Source organism: Streptomyces sp. NPDC004051 (genome assembly GCF_053604275.1).
This window is the reverse complement of record NZ_JBSGHG010000037.1, coordinates 39,959-60,686: the sequence shown is the minus strand read 5'-3', so window position 1 is coordinate 60,686 and position 20,728 is coordinate 39,959. Positions and strand designations below refer to the sequence as shown.

Annotated in this window: 19 protein-coding genes; 5 read left to right on the top strand and 14 right to left on the bottom strand. The window is 73.3% G+C overall.

Annotated features, from left to right (window positions below):
• Positions 1-167: 167 nt before the first annotated feature.
• The gene (locus ACWEQO_RS28565) at positions 168-362 is read left to right on the top strand and encodes a DUF1918 domain-containing protein (protein ID WP_361459336.1); all 195 of its coding nucleotides are present in this window, start codon (positions 168-170) and stop codon (positions 360-362) included.
• Between the two features lie 21 nt (positions 363-383).
• Here the strand turns inward: ACWEQO_RS28565 and ACWEQO_RS28560 are convergent, their stop codons facing one another.
• Positions 384-1,643 carry a glycoside hydrolase family 10 protein gene (locus ACWEQO_RS28560; RefSeq protein WP_452985739.1) on the bottom strand — a complete coding sequence of 420 codons (1,260 nt, stop codon included), beginning with the start codon at positions 1,641-1,643 and terminating at the stop codon, positions 384-386.
• Between the two features lie 253 nt (positions 1,644-1,896).
• Here ACWEQO_RS28560 and ACWEQO_RS28555 point away from each other — a divergent pair, with 253 nt between their 5' ends.
• Complete coding sequence (locus ACWEQO_RS28555; protein WP_361459332.1) at positions 1,897-2,757, top strand: 3-hydroxybutyryl-CoA dehydrogenase; 861 nt, start codon at positions 1,897-1,899, stop codon at positions 2,755-2,757.
• A 50-nt stretch (positions 2,758-2,807) separates the two neighbouring features.
• On the opposite strand, the gene ACWEQO_RS28550 is transcribed toward ACWEQO_RS28555, so the two are convergent.
• From ACWEQO_RS28550 to infC, 10 genes are all read right to left on the bottom strand, one after another.
• A complete protein-coding gene (locus ACWEQO_RS28550; RefSeq protein WP_361459424.1) occupies positions 2,808-3,353 on the bottom strand; it encodes an NUDIX hydrolase in 546 nt (181 codons plus the stop codon).
• A 181-nt stretch (positions 3,354-3,534) separates the two neighbouring features.
• Positions 3,535-4,875, bottom strand: a complete 1,341-nt coding sequence (locus tag ACWEQO_RS28545) for a transcriptional regulator (protein WP_361459330.1) — start codon at positions 4,873-4,875, stop codon at positions 3,535-3,537.
• Between the two features lie 274 nt (positions 4,876-5,149).
• Complete coding sequence (locus ACWEQO_RS28540; protein ID WP_361459328.1) at positions 5,150-6,199, bottom strand: PP2C family protein-serine/threonine phosphatase; 1,050 nt, start codon at positions 6,197-6,199, stop codon at positions 5,150-5,152.
• 240 nt (positions 6,200-6,439) lie between these two features.
• Complete coding sequence (gene pheT, locus ACWEQO_RS28535) at positions 6,440-8,950, bottom strand: phenylalanine--tRNA ligase subunit beta (protein WP_361459326.1); 2,511 nt, start codon at positions 8,948-8,950, stop codon at positions 6,440-6,442.
• Positions 8,950-10,071 (bottom strand): phenylalanine--tRNA ligase subunit alpha, encoded by a 1,122-nt coding sequence (pheS, locus tag ACWEQO_RS28530; protein WP_452985738.1) that lies wholly within the window; start codon positions 10,069-10,071, stop codon positions 8,950-8,952. Before pheS ends, pheT begins: the two co-directional genes overlap by 1 nt.
• Positions 10,072-10,248: 177 nt before the next feature.
• Positions 10,249-11,394: a sensor histidine kinase gene (locus tag ACWEQO_RS28525; protein WP_361459322.1), complete on the bottom strand. Its 1,146-nt coding sequence runs from the start codon at positions 11,392-11,394 to the stop codon at positions 10,249-10,251.
• A gap of 130 nt (positions 11,395-11,524) precedes the next feature.
• Positions 11,525-12,415 (bottom strand): TrmH family RNA methyltransferase, encoded by an 891-nt coding sequence (locus ACWEQO_RS28520; protein WP_361459320.1) that lies wholly within the window; start codon positions 12,413-12,415, stop codon positions 11,525-11,527.
• A gap of 97 nt (positions 12,416-12,512) precedes the next feature.
• Positions 12,513-12,896, bottom strand: a complete 384-nt coding sequence (rplT, locus tag ACWEQO_RS28515; protein WP_055470307.1) for a 50S ribosomal protein L20 — start codon at positions 12,894-12,896, stop codon at positions 12,513-12,515.
• A 101-nt stretch (positions 12,897-12,997) separates the two neighbouring features.
• Complete coding sequence (rpmI, locus tag ACWEQO_RS28510; protein WP_109380440.1) at positions 12,998-13,192, bottom strand: 50S ribosomal protein L35; 195 nt, start codon at positions 13,190-13,192, stop codon at positions 12,998-13,000.
• Between the two features lie 108 nt (positions 13,193-13,300).
• Complete coding sequence (infC, locus tag ACWEQO_RS28505; protein WP_361459422.1) at positions 13,301-13,966, bottom strand: translation initiation factor IF-3; 666 nt, start codon at positions 13,964-13,966, stop codon at positions 13,301-13,303.
• Positions 13,967-14,371: 405 nt separating this feature from the next.
• On the opposite strand from infC, the gene ACWEQO_RS28500 reads away from it, so the two are divergent.
• Positions 14,372-14,776 (top strand): DUF1844 domain-containing protein, encoded by a 405-nt coding sequence (locus ACWEQO_RS28500; protein WP_361459317.1) that lies wholly within the window; start codon positions 14,372-14,374, stop codon positions 14,774-14,776.
• 36 nt (positions 14,777-14,812) lie between these two features.
• Here the strand turns inward: ACWEQO_RS28500 and ACWEQO_RS28495 are convergent, their stop codons facing one another.
• Complete coding sequence (locus tag ACWEQO_RS28495) at positions 14,813-15,544, bottom strand: SseB family protein (RefSeq protein ID WP_361459315.1); 732 nt, start codon at positions 15,542-15,544, stop codon at positions 14,813-14,815.
• 82 nt (positions 15,545-15,626) lie between these two features.
• Between ACWEQO_RS28495 and ACWEQO_RS28490 the strand changes: the two genes are divergently transcribed.
• Entirely contained in the window at positions 15,627-16,469 is an 843-nt protein-coding gene (locus tag ACWEQO_RS28490; RefSeq protein WP_361459313.1) for a serine hydrolase, read from the top strand.
• Here ACWEQO_RS28490 and mycP read toward each other — a convergent pair.
• The gene (gene mycP, locus ACWEQO_RS28485) at positions 16,466-17,641 is read right to left on the bottom strand and encodes a type VII secretion-associated serine protease mycosin (RefSeq protein WP_361459311.1); all 1,176 of its coding nucleotides are present in this window, start codon (positions 17,639-17,641) and stop codon (positions 16,466-16,468) included. The genes ACWEQO_RS28490 and mycP overlap by 4 nt on opposite strands.
• Entirely contained in the window at positions 17,638-19,245 is a 1,608-nt protein-coding gene (locus ACWEQO_RS28480) for a hypothetical protein (protein WP_452985737.1), read from the bottom strand. The genes mycP and ACWEQO_RS28480 overlap by 4 nt, the downstream gene beginning before the upstream one ends.
• A gap of 267 nt (positions 19,246-19,512) precedes the next feature.
• Here ACWEQO_RS28480 and ACWEQO_RS28475 point away from each other — a divergent pair, with 267 nt between their 5' ends.
• Positions 19,513-20,715 (top strand): amino acid deaminase/aldolase, encoded by a 1,203-nt coding sequence (locus tag ACWEQO_RS28475; protein ID WP_452985736.1) that lies wholly within the window; start codon positions 19,513-19,515, stop codon positions 20,713-20,715.
• The last annotated feature ends 13 nt before the right edge of the window (positions 20,716-20,728 follow it).

The following is a 20,728-nucleotide window of genomic DNA, read 5'->3' as shown; positions in this document are numbered from 1 at the left end:
AAGCGTCACGAAACACCCGCCCCTCCGCCCCGCCGCCCTCGCGTGCTCCGGCGCCGCTCGGGCCCCGGAGTGCGGAGATGCTCGGACGCGGGACGTGCCGGGTGGTGGGCCGGGCCGTAGACTCGGAGCCACGGACCGCTGCTCCCGCACTTGGTGAGGAGACCCCTATGCGCGCATCTGTGGGCGACCAGCTTGTCCAGCACGGCAGGGTGGTCGGCCAGCACGACAAGGTGGCCGAGATCGTCGAGGTGATGGGCCAGAAGGGCGACCCGCCCTACCGGGTCCGCTTCGAGGACGGGCACGAGGCCGTGTGCTCACCCGGCCCCGACTCCGAGATCCGGCACAGGAACCGTCAGCGATAGCCCGGCAGCCGCCGGGACGGATCAGCGTGGGGGTGTCGCCGGCCGCCCGTAGTGGTCGGCGACCACCCGCGCCATCGCGCCGATCGGATCGGTGCTCACCTCCCGGGCGGCGAAGAAGACGTGCCCGCGCGCCTGCGGGTGCTCCTCGGCGAGGGTGAGGTGCCGGGAGAGTTCGGCCGGGTCCTGCCAGGGGGCGGGCTGCGCCGGGTCGCCCGCCTTGTAGAGCGCCTCGCCCACGTACAGCTGTGTCCCGGAGCCCTCCACCACCCCGGACCACCAGGTCAGCAGCTTCGCGTAGTCGGCGGCGGCGAAGCCGATGTTCCAGTAGAGCTGCGGACAGATGTAGTCGATCCAGTTCTCCCGCGCCCACCGGCGGGTGTCGGCGTGCAGGTCGTCGTAGGTCTGCACACCGGCCCGGGTGTCCGAGCCGAGCCGGTCGGTCGCCGCGTTGCGCCACACTCCGAAGGGGCTGACGCCGAACCGGGTGCCGGGCCGGATCTCCCGGATGCGGGCCGCCGTCTCGCGCACCAGCCGGTCGATGTTGTCCCGCCGCCAGGCCGCCCGGTCGGGGAAGGCGCCGCCGTGGGCGTCGTAGGCGGTGTCGTCGTCGAAGGTCTGTCCCGCCACGGGGTACGGGTAGAAGTAGTCGTCGAAGTGGACCGCGTCGACGGGATACCGGCGCACCGCGTCGAGCATCGCGTCCACGACGAAGGCGCGGACCTCGGGCAGCCCGGGGTTGTAGTAGAGCTTCCCGCCGTACGGGACCACCCAGCCGGGGTTCCGGCGGGCCGGGTGGGCGGCGGCGAGCCGGGCGGGGTCGGTGTGCGGGGCGACCCGGTACGGGTTGAACCAGGCGTGCAGCTCCAGGCCGCGGGCGTGGGCCTCGGTGACGGCGGTGCCCAGCGGGTCCCAGCCGGGGTGCGTGCCCTGGGTCCCGGTGAGGTACGCGGACCAGGGTTCGTACGGGGACGGCCACAGGGCGTCGGCCGTGGGCCGTACCTGGAGGATCACGGTGTTGAGCCGGTTGCGGACGGCGGTGTCGAGGTGGGCGATCAGCTCGGCCCGCTGCCGGTCGGCGCTCAGGCCCGGACGCGACGGCCAGTCCCGGTTGGCCACGGTCGCCAGCCACACGCCCCGCATCTCCCCCGCCGCCGCTCCCCGGCCTCCCGCCGTACCCGAGGGACCGGGCCCCGGCCGGGCCTGGCCGGCCGAGGCGGCCGTCATCATCGTCACGGCCGACAGCGCGGCCGTCGCGAACGCCCTGCGTGACACTCGTCCCATGTCCCACCCGTCACAAAAGCCGCGATCCGTGCGGTCACGGACCGTTCCGTGCTCAGCATGCCCGCCCCGCACGATCGATCATCGATACTTCCGGGTAGCGTGCACGAACGGAGCAGGGCGCCGCGAACCGGTGGCCCTGCCGGAGCCGCAGAGCAGAGCCAAAGGGCAGAGCCGTGGAACAGAGTGGTGGCACAGCGGTAGAACAGAGCTGTGGCGGCGCAGACGAACCGCGCAGGGAGACAAAGGGGACGATGTGACCGACATCGAACGCGTCGGAGTGGTGGGCTGCGGGCAGATGGGCGCGGGAATCGCCGAGGTGTGCGCGCGCGCCGGACTGCACGTGATGGTCGCGGAGACCACCGGCGAGGCCCTGGAGATCGGCCGTACCCGGCTGTACAACTCCCTCACCAAGGCGGCCGAGCGCGGCAAGATCACGGCGGAGGAGCTGGAGTCCGCCCAGGCCCGGCTGAGCTTCACCACGGACCTCGGCGAGTTCGCCGACCGCGACCTGGTGATCGAGGCCGTCGTCGAGAACGAGCAGGTCAAGACGGAGATCTTCCAGGTGCTCGACCAGGTGGTGACCCGGCCGGACGCGATCCTGGCCTCCAACACCTCCTCCATCCCGCTGGTGAAGCTGGCGGTCGCCACCTCGCGGCCCGACCACGTCATCGGCATCCACTTCTTCAACCCGGCCCCCGTGCAGCAGCTGGTCGAGCTGATCCCGGCGCTCACCACCTCCGAGGGCACGATCAGCCGGGCGCAGATCTTCACCGAGAAGGTGCTGGGCAAGCACGCGATCCACGCCCAGGACCGTTCCGGGTTCGTGGTGAACGCGCTGCTGATCCCGTACCTGCTCTCCGCGATCCGGATGTTCGAGTCGGGCATCGCCAGCCGTGAGGACATCGACAACGGCATGGAGATGGGCTGCGCCCACCCGATGGGCCCGCTGAAGCTGTCCGACCTGATCGGTCTGGACACGGTGGCCTCGGTCGCGCACTCGATGTACGAGGAGTACAAGGAGCCGCTGTACGCCGCTCCCCCGCTGCTCCAGCGCATGGTCGACGCAGGCCGTCTGGGCCGCAAGACCGGCTCCGGCTTCTACAGCTACGGCTGAGAAAAGCTTCATGGGCCCGGCTCCCCGAGAGGGCGCCGGGCCGTCGGGTGTCAGGGCCTGCCGTCCTGGCCGAGCCTGAGATGGTGCAGCAGCAGTAACGCGGCCGCCATGTTGGCGGCCGGGACCTCGCCGCGGGCGACCAGGTCGGGCACCACCTTCAGCGGCACCCACTCCCGGCGGTCCGACTCGAAGTCGTCCACCGGGTGTCCGACGTACTCGCCCTCGTCGGCCCAGTAGATGTGGTGCCGGGCGTCGGTGAGCCCGTTGGACGGTTCCACGCTCATGAGGTGGTGCAGGGGGCCGGGACGCCAGCCGGTCTCCTCCTCCAGTTCCCGGGCCGCCGCCCGGACGACGTCCTCGCCGTCCTCGACCACACCGGCCGCGAGCTCCCACCCCCAGCTGTCGGTGATGAAGCGGTGGCGCCACAGGAGGAGGACCTCGTTGGCCTCGTTCACCACCGTGGCCACGGCGACGGGCCGCAGCCGGATGAGGAAGTGGTCGAGATGCCGGCCGTCCGGTAGTGCGACATCTGCGAGATTGACGCTGAACCAGCGGTTCGAGTACACAATGTGTTCGTTCTGCTTCGTCCACTGCACGGTCATGCCGCCTTCCGCTGAGTAAGGGGCAATATCGCAGCAGCAGCGGTCCGGCAGCAGGCGCACGGGAGGCCGCCCGCGACGCAGTGGACGGCGCGACGCGGGCGCACACCGCGGCCACCTGCGGCGGGCCGCCCGGGCCACCGGGCGCGCGGACGGGCCACCGGGCAGGCGCGGCGGGCTACAGCGGTACACGCAGGGCGCCGTCGATGAGTTCGGCCGCCTCACCGGTGCCGGCGCAGCCGTTGCGCACCAGGCGCTCGCGTACGGCGCGCAGTCTGTCGCGCAGCCGCTGCGACTCCATCCCACGGGCCTGCTCGGCCATCTGCACCGCGACGGCGACCGCTCTGTCGGCGTTGCCCTGTCGTAGTTCGATGGTGCTCAGCATGGCGAGCCGGTGCACCCGTCCCCGGTCGTGCGCGGGGTTGTCGACGGCGGCGGCCGCGTGCTCGCCCGCCGCGGCCAGCTCGCCGAGACTGAGCAGCGCCTCCGCCACCTGCACGTTGACCAGGCCGGGTTGGACGTAGCCGGTCTCCTCGGGTTCGTGGCCGCGCCGGATGCGCTCGGCGGCCCGTTCGGCGCGGCGGATGCAGGACAGCGCGCTCGTGCCGTCGCCGAGGTGTGCGTACGCCTTCGCCTGCATCGCGTACAGGTCGGAGGCGAGGGCGGGGGTGATGTGCTTGCCCGCGGCGCGCAGCGCGGCCTCCGCGAAGGCGACGGCCTGCCGGTGTTCCCGCATGAACAGCGACTGGTTGACCAGGAGCGCGATCACGTACGCGCCGAGTCCGCGGTCCCCGCTGGCCTTTGCCAGCCGGAGCGCCTGGTGGAAGTAGCGCTGGGCGAGTCCGTGCGCGTCGGAGTCGTACGCGCAGATCCCCGCGACCGCCACCAGCCCGCCCGTGGCCCGGTGCAGTTGACGGCCGGTGGAGTCGGTGTAGCTGCCGCGCAGCAGCGGGGCGGCCTCGGTGTTGAGGAAGCCGACGATGCGGGCGCGGGTCGCGACACCGCCGGCCTTGCGGTACATCTGCTCGTAGTGGGAGCGGGCGGAGCGCAGCATCTCCAGGTCGCCCGGCGTGACCCGGTGCCGGCCGCCGCGGGAGACGTCCACGTCCTCGGGCGGGTTCTCCCACTCCCATACGGGCATCACGGCGGGGGTGCCGGTGACCGCGGGCGCGCCCAGCAGGTGCGGGCGCCGCTGCTGGTCGGAGCGCCACAGTGCGGTGGCCCGCTCGACGAAGCCGGAGAGCGAACCGGGGTGCGGGGCGGAGGGTCCGCCGGGGACACCGAGGCCGATGTCGTCGAGGGTGACCTGGCGGTGCAGCCGGAGGGCCAGGACCTCGCAGATCAGGTCGGGCACCTGGCCGCGGGGCCGCTGCCCCTTCAACCAGCGGGCCACGGCGGTGTGTTCGTACCTGAGTGACAGTCCGCGCGCCCGGCCGGCCTGGTTGACGTGCGCGGCCAGGCCGGCGTGCGAGACGCCGGCCTCGTCCAGGACCGCGTCGAGCAGGGTGTTGGGCTGCATGGAGTCCCCCGGAGGATCGGTGCCGACAGGGTAGTGGCCGGGTGTTCACACGGGGTGTGAACGGAGTGCCCGAATCCGTAGCGTGTGCGCGCTGTCGCGGAGAGTTCCCGGACGGTTGACTGAGGTACCTCGAAAGAGGCCGGCCGGGCCGCCGGCTCCCCCTCGTACAGTGCGGCGGCCCGTGTCCGCGCCGTCCGCCCTGCCGCCTGCCCGACACTCCGTGGCGGGGCGGGCGGCCCGCCGGCCGGCCGCGCACGCCGCGGGGGACGCACGGCTATGCGGGGAACTGCTGGGGGCTCGCCGCACGCGGGTCCGTCGTGACCGGCCGCGGGGGTCGTGCAGCGATCGAGGGGGCGCGCGGGGACGGGCGCTCGTTCCTGAGGACCATGAGGGCGATGTCGTCCTGGGGTGAGCCGCCGGTGTGGCGGGTCAGTGCCGTGAGGACCGTGTGCAGGACCGCCTGTGGTGTGCGCGGCGCCTCGCGCGCGGCCGCGGCGAGCACCTCCGGCAGCGGGAAGAAGCGGCCGTCGGCGTCCCGTGCGTCCTCGGCTCCGTCCGTGTGCAGGACGAGCATGTCACCGGGCAGCAGTCGTCCGCAGGGGACGGTGGGGAGCTCGGCGGGCAGCGGGAACGGGCCCAGCGGCGGGTGCGGATCGGCGCGGGCGAGCGGTTCGGCCCGCGTGCCGCTCAGCAGATGGGGCCAGGGGTGGCCGCAGTTGAGCGCCCGGACCTGCCCGTCCGGAAGGATCTCGAGGAGCAGTACGGTGACGAACTCCTCGGCGACCTGGTGGCCGTCGGCGGCGCCGACGGCTGTGGGAAGCCGCTCGGCTCGGGCCCGCTCCCGCAGGTGCCGGTCCATCGCCCGCTCCAGTCGGCGCAGCACTCCGGCCAGGTCGGGTTCGTCGTACGCGGCCGCGCGGAAGCTTCCGAGGACGGCGGTGACGGTGGGGGCGGCGCCGGGCCCGTGTCCGCGGACGTCGCCGATGACCGCGCGCACGCCGTGCTCGGTGGCGAGCACCTCGTACAGATCACCGCCGAGCCGGGCGTCCCGGTCGGCGGAGAGCTGGACGGCGGCGACCGTCAGTCCGTCGACGCGCGGCGGCGGCAGCAGCCTCCGCTGCGCGGTGCGGGCGATCGTGCGGGTCCGCCGCAGCTCCCGCAGCAGGCTCTGCCCGACGTGCAGCGCCAGTCCGGTGCCGATGGTCCCCAGGGCGGTGGGCGGCAGTCCGCGGGCGAGCGCCCGGCGCAGCGGGCAGCGGTCGGGATTCCATGAGGTGGTCCTGGGCCGCCCCGTGCGGGGTGCTCCAGCCTTGAAGCGGATCATGCCGATGGCCCCCCATTTGTGGCCCAGACAGCGCAGACCGGCCTCGGAGAGGCCGGTCTGATTCTTTCGACCACAGGATCCGATCCGGATGTATCGCCCGAAAAGTCACCCGAACGAGTGAGGTAACTGGCGGTAACAGGTGCGTGAGAGGCCCATGTGATCCCAGGGGCGCACGGAGACACGGGCACCCCGCGAGAGCCCGGGGGCCGGCCCCGAAGGACCGGCCCCCGGGAGGAGCCGCTAGCCGCGAAGGACCGCCCCGGTGCGCTCGCCCGCGAGGGCGACCGCCGTCTCCCGGGCCGCGGACGCCTCGTCGACCGTCAGCGTCCGGTCGGGCGCGCGGAACCGCAGCGCGTACGCCAGGGACTTGCGTCCCTCACCCAGCTGCCCGGCGTTCTCGTACACGTCGAACAGGCGGATGGACTCCAGCAGTTCACCGGCGCCCTCGCGCAGTGCCGCCTCGACGTCCGAGGCCGGCACGGACGCGTCGACGACCAGCGCGACGTCCTGCGTGGCGACCGGGAAGGTGGAGATGCCCGGCGCCTGCGGGGTCTCGTCGCCGGCCTGCTCCAGGACGTCCAGGTCGAGCTCCATCGCGCAGCTGCGCGCGGGCAGGCCCAGGGTCTTCAGCACGCCCGGGTGCAGCTCTCCGGCGTGTCCGATCACCCGCTCGGTGCCGTCGACGACGACCGCCAGCTCGGCACAGCGGCCCGGGTGCCACGGGCCGTACTGGCCCTTGCGCACCACGAGTTCGGCGCCCGCCTCGGCGGCGACGGCGCGGGCGGCCTCGATCGCGTCGGCCCAGTCGGCCGGGCGGCCCGCGCCCCACCAGCCGGCCTGCTCGCGGGCACCGGCGAGGACCGCGGCCACGTGCCGCGGCTGGTGCGGCAGCGCCGCGTCGAGGTCGGCGAGCTCCTCGCCGGTGGGCCGCCGGTCCACCGGCAGCCGGACGGCGGTCCGCTGCTCCTCGCGCGGGAAGAAGACCAGACCGGTCTCGAAGAGGGCCAGGTCGTGCGAGCCGCGTCCGTCGTTGCGCCGCAGCGCGCCGAGCAGGCCGGGCAGCAGCGAGGTCCGCAGCGCGGGCTCCTCGTCGCTGAGCGGGTTGGTCAGCCTGACCACCCGGCGGGCCGGGTCGTCGGCGTCCAGGCCGAGCTGGTCGAAGACCTGCTCGCTGACGAACGGGTAGTTCGGCGCCTCGACGTATCCGGCGCCCGCCAGGGCCCGGCCGATCCTGCGGTGCAGCCGCTGCCGGGAGGTCAGCCCGCGGCCGGCGGGCGGCCTGGGCAGCGTGGCGGGCAGGTTCTCGTAGCCCTCGAGCCGGACGACCTCCTCGGCCAGGTCGTTCGGGTCGGTCAGGTCGGGCCGCCAGGACGGCACGGTGACGATCAGCTCGTCCTGGCCGTAGACGTCGCAGCCGACCTGCTGCAGGCGGCGCACGACGGTCTCGCGGCCGTAGGCGACGCCCGCGACCTTGTCCGGGTGGTCGGCCGGGATGGTGATGGTGTGCGGCGCGCTCGGGGCGACGACCTCGGTGACCCCGGCCTCGGCGGTACCGCCGGCGAGCAGCACCAGCAGGTCGACCGTGCGCTGCGCGGCGGCGGCGGTGGCCTGCGGGTCGACTCCCCGCTCGAAGCGCCGGGACGCCTCGGAGGACAGCTTGTGCCGGCGGGCCGTGCGCGCGATCGACACCGCGTCGAAGTGCGCGGCCTCGATCACCACGTCGGTGGTGGCGTTCTCGAGGTCGTGATCTGCGATCTCCGTGTCGGCGCCGCCCATGACGCCGGCGAGCCCGATCGGGCCGCGCTCGTCGGTGATCACCAGGTCCTCGGCGTCGAGGGTGCGCTGTACGCCGTCGAGGGTGGTGAGCTTCTCGCCCGGCTCGGCCCGGCGGACGCCGACGGCGCCCTGGACCAGGGAGCGGTCGTAGGCGTGCAGCGGCTGGCCGAGCTCCAGCATCACGTAGTTGGTGACGTCCACGGCGAGGGAGACCGGGCGCATGCCGGCCTTCTGCAGCCGGCGCCGGAGCCAGATCGGGGAACGCGCGTCGGGGCTCAGGCCGGTCACCGTGCGGGCGGTGAAGCGGTCGCAGCCGACCGGGTCGGAGACCTTCACCGGGTAGCCGAAGGCGTTCGGTCCGGGCACGTCGAGCAGTGCCGGGTCGCGCAGCGGCAGGCCGTAGGCGGTGGCGGTCTCGCGGGCCACGCCGCGCATCGACAGGCAGTAGCCGCGGTCCGGGGTGACGGCGATGTCGAGGACCTCGTCGACCAGCTCCAGCAGCTCGATCGCGTCCTTGCCGACCTCGGTCTCCGGCGGCAGCACGATGATGCCCTTGCTGCCGTCGTCGCCCATGCCCAGCTCGTCGCTGGAGCAGATCATGCCGTGCGAGACCTTGCCGTAGGTCTTGCGGGCGGCGATCGCGAAGCCACCGGGCAGGGTGGCGCCGGGGAGGACCACGACGACCTTGTCGCCGACCGCGAAGTTGCGGGCGCCGCAGACGATCTCCTGGGGCTCACCGGTGCCGTTGGCCCGGCCTACGTCGACGGTGCAGAAGCGGATCGGCTTCTTGAAGCCCTCCAGCTCCTCGATGGTCAGTACCTGGCCGACGACCAGGGGGCCCTTGAGGTCGGCTCCGAGGTGTTCGACCGTCTCGACCTCGAGGCCGGCCGAAATGAGTTTGGCCTGGACGTCGCGACCGGTCTCCGTTGCCGGCAGGTCGACGTACTCCCGCAGCCAAGAAAGCGGGACCCGCATCAGATCTCCATCCCGAACGGCCGGGTGAACCGGACGTCACCCTCGACCATGTCTCGCATGTCCTCGACGTTGTGGCGGAACATCAGCATCCGCTCGATGCCGAACCCGAAGGCGAATCCGCTGTACCTCTCGGGGTCGACGCCGCAGGCGGTGAGCACCCGCGGGTTGACCATGCCGCAGCCGCCGAGTTCGATCCAGCCCTCGGAGGAGCAGGTGCGGCAGGGGCGGTCGGGGTTGCCGACGGACTCGCCCCTGCAGACGTAGCAGAGCATGTCCATCTCGGCGCTCGGCTCGGTGAACGGGAAGAAGTTCGGCCGCAGCCTGGTCTTCATGCTCTCGCCGAACAGCGACTGCACCATGTGGTCCAGGGTGCCCTTGAGGTCCGCCATGGTCAGACCCTCGTCGACGGCGAGGAGCTCCACCTGGTGGAAGACGGGGGTGTGGGTCGCGTCCAGCTCGTCGGTGCGGTAGACGCGGCCGGGGCAGATCACGTAGACCGGCAGCTCGCGGTCGAGCAGGGTGCGGGCCTGCACGGGCGAGGTGTGGGTGCGCAGCACGACGCCGGACTCGGTGCCGCCCTTCGGGCCCTGCACGAAGAAGGTGTCGTGCTCGCCGCGGGCCGGGTGGTCCGGTCCGATGTTCAGGGCGTCGAAGTTGAACCACTCGGCCTCGACCTGCGGGCCCTCGGCGACCTCGTAGCCCATGGCGACGAAGATGTCCTCGATGCGCTCGGAGAGCGTGGTCAGCGGGTGCCGGGCGCCGGCCGGTACGCGGTCGTACGGCAGCGTGACGTCCACCGCCTCCTCGACCAGCACGCGTGCGTCGCGCTCGGCCTCGAGCTCGGCCTGGCGGCCGGCGAGGGCCTTGTTCACGGCACCGCGCGCCTGGCCCACGCGCTTGCCCGCGTCGGCCTTGGCGTGCGGGGGCAGGGCGCCGATCTCGCGGTTGGCGAGAGCCAGCGGGGAGGTGGCGCCGGTGTGGGCGACCTTGGCCTCGTGGAGCGCGTCGAGGGAGTCCGCGGCGGCGAAGGCGGCGAGCGCCTCGTCCCGCATGCGCTCGATCTCTTCCGGTTTCAACGCCTCGACCTCGACTGGGTCGTACGACTTATTGGGTGCCGACATCTCTTCCCGTACTTCCGTTTGTCCCCCAGCTACCGCTGGGAGGTGCCCCAAGGCTGATGGTCCCCGTCACCGGCTCGTGGACGAAGCGTCTTTCGTCTGCGGGACACATTGGTGGCCAGAGGCCGAGTCTAACGGGGTGAGGAAGGGCGAACGCGCCCGTGGGGCCCTGGGTGCGCTCTAGGTGAGATACGCCGGGGCCGCCACGGGCAACGTAAATCGCAGCTCCGCGCCGCCGCCGCGGGCGCGGCCGACGGTGATGGTGCCGCCGTGGGCCTCGACGATGCCCTTGACGATGTACAGCCCGAGGCCGGTGCCGCCGCGCTTGCTGCCCCGCCAGAAGCGGGTGAAGACGCGGTTCATGGACTCCTCCGGGATGCCGGGACCCTCGTCGCTCACGGTGACCGACGTGGCCGCGTGCTCGCCGTTCTCCCGGTCTCGGGGGGACGCCGAGGGCGTGATGTCGATGGTGACGGTTCCCTCGCCGTGGCGCACGGCATTTTCCAGCAGGTTGCTGAGCACCTGGTCGACCTTGTCGGGGTCGGCCCACAGGGCGGGCAGGGGGTGCTGGATCCGCAGCAGGAACCGGTCGGCGGGCTGTCCGGCGGCGACGTACGCCTGGATGTGCCGTCCGACGGCCGTGCCGATGTCGACGGGCTGGCGGCGCACCTCGAGGCGTCCGGAGTCGATGCGGGAGATGTCGAGGAGTTCGGCGATGAGCCGGGTGACGCGGTCGGCGTCGGCGTCGACGGTCTCCAGCATCAGCTGTTTCTGCTCGTCGGTGAAGCGCTCCCACTTCGCGAGCAGGGTGGCGGTGAACCCCTTGACGGAGGTGAGCGGGGAGCGCAGTTCGTGGGCGACGATGGCGATCAGTTCGGCGTGGCTGCGTTCGGTGCGGCGCCGGGCCTCGGTGTCGCGCAGGGAGACCACGACCCGGTGGACCGGGCCGGTGGGGCGGGTGCGGACGTAGCGTGCCGAGACGAGGACTTCCCGGCCGCCGGGCAGCAGCAGATTGCGCTCGGGCTGGCTCACCCGGATGGCGAGGCCGCCGTAGGGGTCGGTGAGCTGCCACCAGCGCCGGCCCTCCAGGTCCTCCAACGGCAGGGCCGCGTCGAGGAGTTGTCCGAGGGCCTGCTCGGCGGGGACGGCGGTGATCCGGGCGGCCGCCGTGTTGAAGCAGATCACCCTGCCGTGCTCGTCGGCGACGACGAGTCCGTCGGGCAGCTGGTCGGGATCGATGCCGAGCTCGGCGGGGCCGGCGGACCGGGGCGCGGGCGGGTGCGCCGCTTCCGGTGCTCCCGGTGCGCTGCTCGTGCCGACGGTCATCCCCGTACCCCACCTCTCAGAACTCCCTCGGGGCGCCCCGCGCCCACGGCGGGTGCCCCAGCCCGGGCGGAGCCGGGGAGCCTGGGGCACGGCCGAAAGCTTGGGGAGGGTCCCCGGGCAGGTCACCCTACTAGCTCTCGGTGACGGAGCGGCACCCTCCGGCGGCGCGCTGTGCACGCGCCGACGCGTAGAGACATACGGCGGCGGCGGTGGCGAGGTTCAGACTCTCGGCCTTTCCGTGGATCGGGACGCGGACGACGGCGTCGGTGAGCGCGCGGGTCTCCTCGGGGAGGCCCCACGCCTCGTTGCCGAAGACCCAGGCGGTCGGCCCGCCCATGGTGCGCCGGTCGAGTTCGTCGTCGAGGTCGCGGTCGCCCGCGCCGTCCGCCGCCAGCACCCGCACTCCGGTGTCCCTGAGGGCGGCCACGGCCCGCTCCACGGGGACGCCCACGGCGACGGGCAGGTGGAACAGCGACCCGACGGAGGCGCGTACGGCCTTGGGGTTGTACAGGTCGACGGAGGCGTCGGTCAGGACGACGGCCTCGGCGCCGGCCGCGTCGGCGCACCGCAGTACGGTGCCCGCGTTGCCGGGGTCGCGTACGTGCGCGAGGACGGCGACGAGCCGGGGCCGGGCGGCGAGGATCTCCTCGAAGGGGGTGTCCAGGAAGTGGCACACCCCGACGAGGCCCTGCGGGGTGACCGTGGTGGAGATGTCGGCGATGACCTGTTCGGCGGCGAGGTGGACGCGGGCGCCGGCGTCCCGCGCGGCGCCGATGATGTCGGCGTACCGCTCGGCGGCCTCCGGCGTGGCGAACAGCTCGACGAGCGTGGCGGCGCCGGCGGGCCGGTGGGCTCCGTCCCGGCCGGTTGCGGCCCGGTGGACGGCTGCCTCTCGTACGGCCTGCGGCCCCTCGGCGAGGAACAGTCGCTCCTTGCCCCGGAAGTTCCGCTTGGCCAGCCGTCGCGCGGCGGACACGCGGGGCGAGCGGGAGGAGATCAACTCGGGCGTGGCGGGGGGCATTCGGTTCACTTTCGCTCGCAACTTCCGCACATACGACGGACCCGCAGGCAGCGCCTACGGGTCCGTTGGATCACGCCGGATCAGAACCGGCGCGGCGTCACGCGGCCTTGGGCGCGTTCACGTCGGACGGCAGCGCCTTCTGCGCGACCTCGACGAGCGCGGCGAAGGCGGTGGCGTCGTTCACGGCCAGCTCGGCCAGGATCTTGCGGTCGACCTCGATGTTCGCGGCCTTCAGACCCTGGATGAAGCGGTTGTACGTGATGCCGTTCGCGCGGGCAGCGGCGTTGATGCGCTGGATCCACAGCTGGCGGAAGTCACCCTTGCGCTTCTTGCGGTCGTTGTAGTTGTAGACCAGCGAGTGGGTGACCTGCTCCTTGGCCTTGCGGTACAGGCGCGAACGCTGACCGCGGTAGCCGGAGGCCTGCTCGAGGATCGCCCGGCGCTTCTTGTGGGCGTTGACTGCCCGCTTGACGCGTGCCACTTGTTTGACTCCTTGTAGCGGGGCCGTGGTTGTTCCTCACACGGCCCGAAATCGATTGGGTCCCGGTCCTGACGTACCTACGGCGCCTGGGCGCCGTGGCGTCACTTGCCGAGAAGCTTCTTGATCTTCTTGGCGTCGCCCGGGGCCATCTCGGCGTTGCCGGTGAGGCGACGCGTCACACGGGACGACTTGTGCTCGAGCAGGTGGCGCTTGCCGGCGCGCTCGCGGAGCACCTTGCCGGAGCCGGTGACCTTGAAGCGCTTGCGGGCACCGCTGTGCGTCTTGTTCTTCGGCATAGCGCCGTTATCTCCTCGTCGGTGGCGCTCCGATGCCCGGTCACGAAAACCGGGCACGGTGGAGCGTCGTACTTGTTTCGGTTATGTCCTGGGGGCGAACCCCCGGGATCACGCCTCGGCGGCGGCCTGGGCCGGAGCTTCGGTCTCCGCGTCGTGGTCGTCGTGGTCGCTCTCCGCGGCGTTCTGCGAGCGGCCGGGGTGGGCCTTCGCGTCGGCCTTGCGAGCTTCCTGCGCCTGGCGGGCCTCGGCCATCGCCTCGGTCTTCTTCTTGTGCGGACCGAGAACCATGATCATGTTCCGGCCGTCCTGCTTCGGGTTCGACTCGATGAACCCGAGGTCCTGGACGTCCTCCGCGAGCCGCTGCAGCAGTCGGTAGCCCAGTTCGGGACGGGACTGCTCGCGACCACGGAACATGATCGTGATCTTGACCTTGTCGCCCTGCTTGAGGAACCGGACGACGTGACCCTTCTTGGTGTCGTAGTCGTGCGGGTCGATCTTCGGCCGGAGCTTCATCTCCTTGATGACCGTGTGCGCCTGGTTCTTGCGCGCCTCACGGGCCTTCATGGCCGACTCGTACTTGAACTTCCCGTAGTCCATGAGCTTGCACACGGGCGGACGGGCGTTCGCCGCGACCTCGACCAGGTCCAGGTCGTACTCCTGCGCAAGCTCCAGTGCCTTGGCCAGCGGGACGATGCCCACCTGCTCGCCACTGGGACCGACAAGTCGCACCTCGGGAACGCGAATCCGGTCGTTGATGCGGGGCTCGGCGCTGATGGATCCTCCTCGATTAGCACCACGCGACGGTCTGGCGGACAGCCGCGTAACGTCTGTTTTCGTTAGACCTAACCGCGCCGAAGCAACAAAAATGCCCCGGACGATCACAGGCGGGCTCCTCGAACTACCGGAACACCGCCGCAGTCACCGCGGGGCGCACTTTCGGGCGGATCGCCGCTGAGCGGCACCGCCTGACCGGTGACCTGTCATCCCCGGGGACGATCAGGTGGGAGTTCGAAAGCCTCCACTTGTGGGCCGGGCTCGCTTGCCGTGGGCAGACGGGTCCGACCGGTCGTTACACAAGGTTAGCAGCTTCCGCGGGGGTGCGCTAACCGTCCGTCCCGTACTTCTCCGCCGCGCCTCCTGCTGTCAAGAGGACACGCACCTGGCCCTATCGTGTGGGGCATGAGTGACACCTCCCCCACGGACACCCCCGAGACCCCCGAGATCACCGACGGCCCCGAGAGCGCCGACAGCCCCGGCTTCGACGCCATGACCCGGGACATCGCCGAGGTCCCGGCGGTCGAGGTGATCGTGACCGTCGCCGTCAACCTGATGAGCGCCGCCGCGGTGAAGCTCGGCCTGACCGAGGAGGGCGACGAGCACAAGGACCTGGACGAGGCGCGCAAACTGGTGCACGCGCTGGCCGGTCTGCTGGACGCGTCCGCGACCGAGATCAGCTCCTTCCACGCGGCGCCGCTGCGCGACGGCCTGAAGTCGCTCCAGCTGGCGTTCCGCGAGGCCTCGCTCGTCCGGGACGAGCCGGGGCAGGGCCCGGGCGAGAAGTACACGGGCCCGCTCTACGTCTGAAGAGGTCCGCGCCCGCGCCCGAGGGGTCCGGCCCCGTCAGGGGCGTACGTAGAAGGGCTCGCCCGGCGGCGTCGCCTCGGCCGGCAGGACTGCCAGGTCGAGGCCGCGCACCAGGCGGGCCCTCAGTGTCTCGTCGGCGGCGAGGCGCTGTGCCACGGACCTGGCCGCCTCGGCCACGGGTGCGGCGGGGTCGAGGACCAGGGCGAGGGTCCCGTCGGCCTGCCCCGGCCCGAGGTGGGCGCGCAGCACGGCGGGCTCCGCGGCGACGACCGCACGCAGGGCCTCGGTGACCGCGGGGTCGGCCAGCGGATCGGTCGTCGTGCGTCCCTCGGCGAGCGCGAGCAGCAGCGGCCCGGTCAGCTCGAAGGGCACGGGCCCCGCCAGGTCGAGTACGACCGTGTCGGCCTTCTCGTGCGCGGCGGCCTGCAGGGCCTGGTGCAGCGGTACGGCGACGGGGCGGGCCTGCGGGTCCCAGCGGGCCAGCGAGTCGGTGGAGGTGAACGCGGGCAGCGCGGTGCGGTGGCCCGCCTTCAGGGTGGGGACGGCCATGTCGCTGGTCTTCTCGCGGCGCAGCCCCCGCTCGTCCTCCTCGACCTCGCCGAGCACGGCCACCACGGGGACCAGCAGCCGGGTGTCCTTGAGCGCTTCGAGTACCGGGGTGACGGCGTTGCCGTCCTCGGCCCACGCGGCGAGCGCCGCGCTCAGCCGGGGGTCGGCGGAGCCGTCGTCGTCGCGGTAGGCCGGGTCGGGAATGTTCTTGTTCGCCACGGTCCTCGAGCCTATCGGCCGTCGGTGGCGGGCTCGGACGGGGGCGGTCGGGAAACGGAAGAGGCAAGGGGGGGGGCAGAAGATGCGGGAGGTGCCGGTGAGGTCCTGCGGGCTGGGGGCACGGCTGGCGGCCGCCATGACGGCGGGGTCGGTGCTCACGGGGGAGGACGGCGCCGAGGTGTCGGTGGGGGTCCTGGATCCGGTGGCCGCGGTCGGCGTCTGCCACGGTGACCGGACGTTCGTCACCGCGAGCATCGTGAAGGTCGACATCCTGGCGGCGCTGCTGCTCGGGGCGCAGGACGCGGGACGGGAGCTCACCGGGGAGGAGCGCGCGGACGCCGCCGCGATGATCGAGCGCAGCGACAACGACTCGGCGTCGGCGCTGTGGCGCTCGATCGGGCGGGCGGACGGGCTCGACGCGGCGAACGCCCGCTTCGGCCTCACCCGGACCACGGGCGGCGACGGCCCCCGGTGGGGGCTGACCCGGACCACCGTCGCCGATCGACTTCTGCTGCTGCGGCAGGTGTTCGGGGCCGGGGCGGATTCGGAGCTGACCGGGGCCTCGCGGGCGTACGTGCGGGGGCTGATGGAGGGGGTGGTCCCGGAGCAGGCGTGGGGGGTGCCGGTCGTGGCGGACGGTGCCCCGGGGGACGGGCCCCCGGTGGACGGCTCGGCGTGGGCGGTGAAGAACGGCTGGGTGCCGCGCGACGCGACCGGGCTGTGGGCCGTGAACAGCGTCGGACGCGTCACGGTCGACGGCCGGGACCTGCTGGTGGCCGTGCTGTCCGACGGCAACGCGACGATGGCTCGGGGCGTCGCGCTGGTGGAGGCGGCGGCGTGGGCGGCGGTGTCGGTGTTCACGGAGGGGGCGGGGGCGCCGCGTCGGCTGACGCCCGGTGACACCGTTCGGTCCTCGCGCGCCTAGACGTCCTCGCGGCCCGTGCGGCGGCCGCGCCACAGGACGACCGCGGCGACCAGCAGGACGCCGCCCGCGCCGCCCGCCAGGGGTGCGGCCCAGTCGGCGGTGTCGCCGTCGGACTCGGCGGTCTTGGGGCCGGGGCCGAAGTGCCGGTCGCCGTGGGCCACCGGCTTCAGGCCCTCGGGCTTCAACCGGGCCGCGGCCTCGATGGCGGCGGCCGGGTCGACGAAGCCGAAGCCGCGGGAGTCGTCGCGGCCGTCGGCGGGGGCGTTGCGGGCGGTGTCCTTCAGGAGGCTCTTGAGCTGGGCCGGGGTCAGGTCCGGGTGGGCCGCCCTGACCAGGGCGACGGCGCCGGAGACGAACGCCGCGGCGGCGCTGGTGCCCCAGCCCTCGTAGTACTTGCGGTCGGGGTCGGCGATGATCACGTCGACGCCCGGGGCGCTGACCGTGGCGTACCAGCGCCGGGTGGAGAACGGGGCGCGGGTGCCGTAGCGGTCGACGGCGGTGGCGGCGATGACGCCGGGGTAGGCGGCCGGGTAGGAGACGCGGTCGCCCTTCTCCCCGCCGTTCCCGGCGGAGGCGACGACGGCCACGCCTTTGCCGAGGGCGTACTGGATGGCCTCGTCCTCGCCGGACTCGGGGTGCGCGGAGGCCGAGTCGTCGCCGAGGGAGAGGTTGATGACGTCGGCGCCGTGGTCGGCGGCCCAGCGGATGCCCTCGGCGAGGGCGTTGCCGCGGGTGCGGCGGGCCTCGGCGCGGGACGGGTCGCCGTCCTCCAGGATCACCCGGACGGGGAGGATCTTCGCTCCGGGCGCGATGCCCAGGACGCCCTCGGCGTTCCCGGGGCCGTGTCCGTGACCGGCGATGATGCCCGCCATGGCGGTGCCGTGCCGGGCCCAGGCGCGGTCGCCGGCTTCGGCGCCGAAGCCGACCAGGTCCTTGCCCTCGAGGACGTTGCGGGCGAGGTCGGGGTGGTCGGCGTCGACCCCGGTGTCCAGGACGGCGACGACGACGCCGTCGCCCCGGGTGGTGCGCCAGGCCTCCTGGGTGTGCAGGGCGTCCAGGCCCCACTGCCGGGCGCGGATGCCGTCGGCGTGCGCGGCGGTCACGGGGAGCAGGGCGAGGGTGGCGGCGAGGAGGGTGCTCAGGGTCGCGGCCCTGGCGGTCGCGGTCCTCATGACGGCTGCTCCGTGGTCGTGTCGACGTTCTTGCGCAGGCCGCGTTCGACGCGGTCGGCGAGGCCCCGTGCCTCGTGGCCGAGGCCCGCCTGGGCCGGCGCGCTGGTGGCACCGGACTCCATGGCGTCCTCGGCGGGCTGCGGGGTCTCGACGGTGCGGCCGTCGGCCCAGCCGGAGACGGCGTAGACGACGACGGGGGCGTCGGTGAGGACGGAGAGCGTCCAGGAGGCACGCTGCGCGGCGCCGAAGTCGGCGGCGGCGGTGCCTTTCGCGGCGTACGGGAGGGGCACCAGGTCGGTGCGGCGGTCCAGGCGTTCCTCGGCGACACGGTCGGCGAGGGCGGCCGTGCCGGCGGCGTCGGCCTCGGTGAACAGCAGGCCCACGGTGGTGACATGGCTCTGGGTGGCGTCGGTGTAGGTGGCGCGCAGCAGGCGTTCGCAGCCGAGGGGGGCGAACAGCTTGCGCAGCAGGGGGTCGAAGGCGTCCTTGCAGCCGCTGTCCGGGGCCACGGCTATCCGGGTCCAGAGCCGGTCGGCGTCGCCGGGACCGGCGCCTTTGCCCTGCACGGTGGGCGGGAACAACTGGTCGACCGGGACGCTGTGCCACAGGCTTCCGGCGGCGCTGAAGCCGCTGCGGGGGCCCGTCTCACCGGAGTCCCCGGCGAGCCAGCTCCCGGCGACGGCGCCGCTCGTCAGTCCCACCCCGAGGACGAGGCAGACCGCGGCGGCCACGATCTGGGCCCGGCCCCGCTGTCCGAGGAGCCGTGACCGGGCGCTCTCGTCGTGTCCCTCGGTCCCCGTCGGCGCGAACGGCACGACGGGCCGGCGGGGGCCGAGGGCGCCGCCGGGTGTCATGGGACCGCTCCAGGAGAGCGCGGGGTCGGGGGAGCCCGGCCACGGGGCCGGGCTCCAGGCGCCGTCCGGTGCCGGGCGGGGTGGCGGCATGGCCGACCAAGGCGGGGTGGCCGTGCGGGGGGCCGGTTCGGCGGGTGCGGAGGCGGTGATCGGGCGCAGGCGGGTGGTCGTCTCCGACGGGGTTTCGGCGGGGGTGTCCCGGTGCCGGACGGCGGGGCGGGGGGCTGCGGGCTGCCGCGGCACGGCGGTCGAACCGCTCGGGGCGCTCGGGGCGGTGCCCGCAGACGGTGTTCCCCGGACGACGGCCGGCGGCGTGTCCGGGAAGCGGGCGGAGGCCTGCGGCGGGGGCGGCGGCGTGCCGTCCGGGCCGGCCGTACCGGCCGTCGGTCCGCCGGTGTCGAAGCGCGGGAACCGGGGCCGGGACGGCGCGGAGCCGGGAGGCGGGAGGTCGGAACGCGAAGGACCGGAGGACGAGGAAGCGGCGGGTGGGGAAGCGGCGGGCGGCGGCGCCGCCGGCCGGCGCATGTCGAACGCGCCCGTTCCGCCCGAGGTCCTGCCCTTGGGCTGGACCGGCGCGGTGCCGTCCGCCTGCCCCCCGGCGGATGCTTCCGGGGGCGTCTTTCCGGCACCGGTCTCCGGCTGCCGCCGGTCCGGCCCCCGGGTGTCGTCCGGCCTGCCCGGCGGGTGGGGCGGACGCGGTGGCGTCGTGGGGCGCGGAGGGTGGGAGGCGCGCTGCGCTTCCGTGCTCATGCACCCCCCGTTTCGTCGCGTCCGGACCGTTTCCTCGCGGCGGGCCGGTGTCCGCCGCCGGACCCGGTACGAGGCCGTCCCGGGCAGAGATACCCGTACGGGTGGAGCGTCATCCCGGCACGAGCCTTCGTCCGGCGTGGTTCTCGCCGGGCGTGCGCGTCACTCTACGGCGTGATCCCGATCGAACGGGAACCAGTCGGCAGGGCCGCGGCATCTGCCCGGAACATCCCCCTACCCTGCGGTAATCCTGTCTGGCAGGCTTCGTTCATGACTGTGCGCGCCTCCGACCGGGCCCGTTACGACCAGGCCACCGCCCATCTCGACGCCCCGCTCGCGATCGTCGATCTGGACGCCTTCGACGCCAACGCGGACGATCTGCTCCGCCGGGCCGGCGGGAAACCGATCCGGGTGGCGAGCAAGTCCGTGCGCTGCCGTGCCCTGCTCGAACGGGTCCTCGCCCGGGAGGGTTTCGCGGGGATCATGTCGTTCACTCTCGCCGAGTCCCTGTGGCTGGCCCGCTCCGGTTTCGACGACGTCCTGCTCGCGTACCCCTCCGCCGACCGCGCGGGCTATGCCGAGTTGACCGCCGATCCCAAAGCCGCCGCCGCCGTCACCGTCATGATCGACGACCCGGCGCAGCTGGACCTGATCGACGCCGCACGCGCGGGCGGCGGTGAAGTGGTGCGGGTCTGCCTGGAGTTGGACACCTCACTGAAGCTGCTCGGCGGCCGGGTGCGGGTGGGGGCGCTGCGTTCCCCGCTGCACTCCCCCGCCCAGGTCGCCGAGACGGCACGCGCGGTGGTCCGGCGCCCCGGGTTCGAACTGGTGGGGATCATGGCGTACGAGGGTCATGTCGCGGGCGTCGGCGACGCGGTGGCCCGGCAGCCGCTGCGCTCCCGGGCCGTGCGGCTGATGCAGGCCGCCGCACGGCGGGAACTGGCCGGGCGGCGTGCGGCGGTGGTGCGGGCGGTGCGGGAGGTCGCCCCCGGGCTGGAGTTCGTCAACGGCGGCGGTACGGGCAGTGTGCAGTTCACCGCCGAGGAGGACGCGGTCACCGAGGTGGCGGCGGGTTCGGGGCTGTACGTGCCGCGGCTGTTCGACAACTACACGTCGTTCACCGGGCGTCCGGCGGCGCTCTTCGCCCTGCCCGTCGTACGGCGGCCGGGCGTGGGCGTGGTGACGGTGCTCGGCGGCGGGTACCCGGCCTCCGGCGCGGCCGGCGCCGACCGGCTGCCGGTGCCCTGGCGGCCCGAGGGGCTGCGCTACGACCCGCAGGAGGGGCCCGGAGAGGTCCAGACGCCGCTGCTGGGCCCGCCGGCCGACGATCTGCTGATCGGCGACAAGGTGTGGTTCCGGCACGCCAAGGCGGGTGAGCTGTGCGAACGGTTCGACGCGCTGCGGCTGATCGAGGGCGGCGAGGTGACGGCGACCGTGCCGACGTACCGCGGCGAGGGCATGACGTTCCTCTGACATGACACCGGGG

Bases quoted from the DNA above. Each gene is read 5' to 3' on its own strand.
- ACWEQO_RS28565 (WP_361459336.1), top strand. From the start codon at position 168: ATGCGCGCATCTGTGGGCGACCAGCTTGTCCAGCACGGCAGGGTGGTC.
- ACWEQO_RS28560 (WP_452985739.1), bottom strand. From the start codon at position 1,643: ATGGGACGAGTGTCACGCAGGGCGTTCGCGACGGCCGCGCTGTCGGCC.
- ACWEQO_RS28545 (WP_361459330.1), bottom strand. From the start codon at position 4,875: ATGCAGCCCAACACCCTGCTCGACGCGGTCCTGGACGAGGCCGGCGTC.
- ACWEQO_RS28540 (WP_361459328.1), bottom strand. From the start codon at position 6,199: ATGATCCGCTTCAAGGCTGGAGCACCCCGCACGGGGCGGCCCAGGACC.
- pheT (WP_361459326.1), bottom strand. From the start codon at position 8,950: ATGCGGGTCCCGCTTTCTTGGCTGCGGGAGTACGTCGACCTGCCGGCA.
- pheS (WP_452985738.1), bottom strand. From the start codon at position 10,071: ATGTCGGCACCCAATAAGTCGTACGACCCAGTCGAGGTCGAGGCGTTG.
- ACWEQO_RS28525 (WP_361459322.1), bottom strand. From the start codon at position 11,394: ATGACCGTCGGCACGAGCAGCGCACCGGGAGCACCGGAAGCGGCGCAC.
- ACWEQO_RS28520 (WP_361459320.1), bottom strand. From the start codon at position 12,415: ATGCCCCCCGCCACGCCCGAGTTGATCTCCTCCCGCTCGCCCCGCGTG.
- rpmI (WP_109380440.1), bottom strand. From the start codon at position 13,192: ATGCCGAAGAACAAGACGCACAGCGGTGCCCGCAAGCGCTTCAAGGTC.
- ACWEQO_RS28500 (WP_361459317.1), top strand. From the start codon at position 14,372: ATGAGTGACACCTCCCCCACGGACACCCCCGAGACCCCCGAGATCACC.
- ACWEQO_RS28490 (WP_361459313.1), top strand. From the start codon at position 15,627: ATGCGGGAGGTGCCGGTGAGGTCCTGCGGGCTGGGGGCACGGCTGGCG.
- mycP (WP_361459311.1), bottom strand. From the start codon at position 17,641: ATGAGGACCGCGACCGCCAGGGCCGCGACCCTGAGCACCCTCCTCGCC.
- ACWEQO_RS28480 (WP_452985737.1), bottom strand. From the start codon at position 19,245: ATGAGCACGGAAGCGCAGCGCGCCTCCCACCCTCCGCGCCCCACGACG.
- ACWEQO_RS28475 (WP_452985736.1), top strand. From the start codon at position 19,513: ATGACTGTGCGCGCCTCCGACCGGGCCCGTTACGACCAGGCCACCGCC.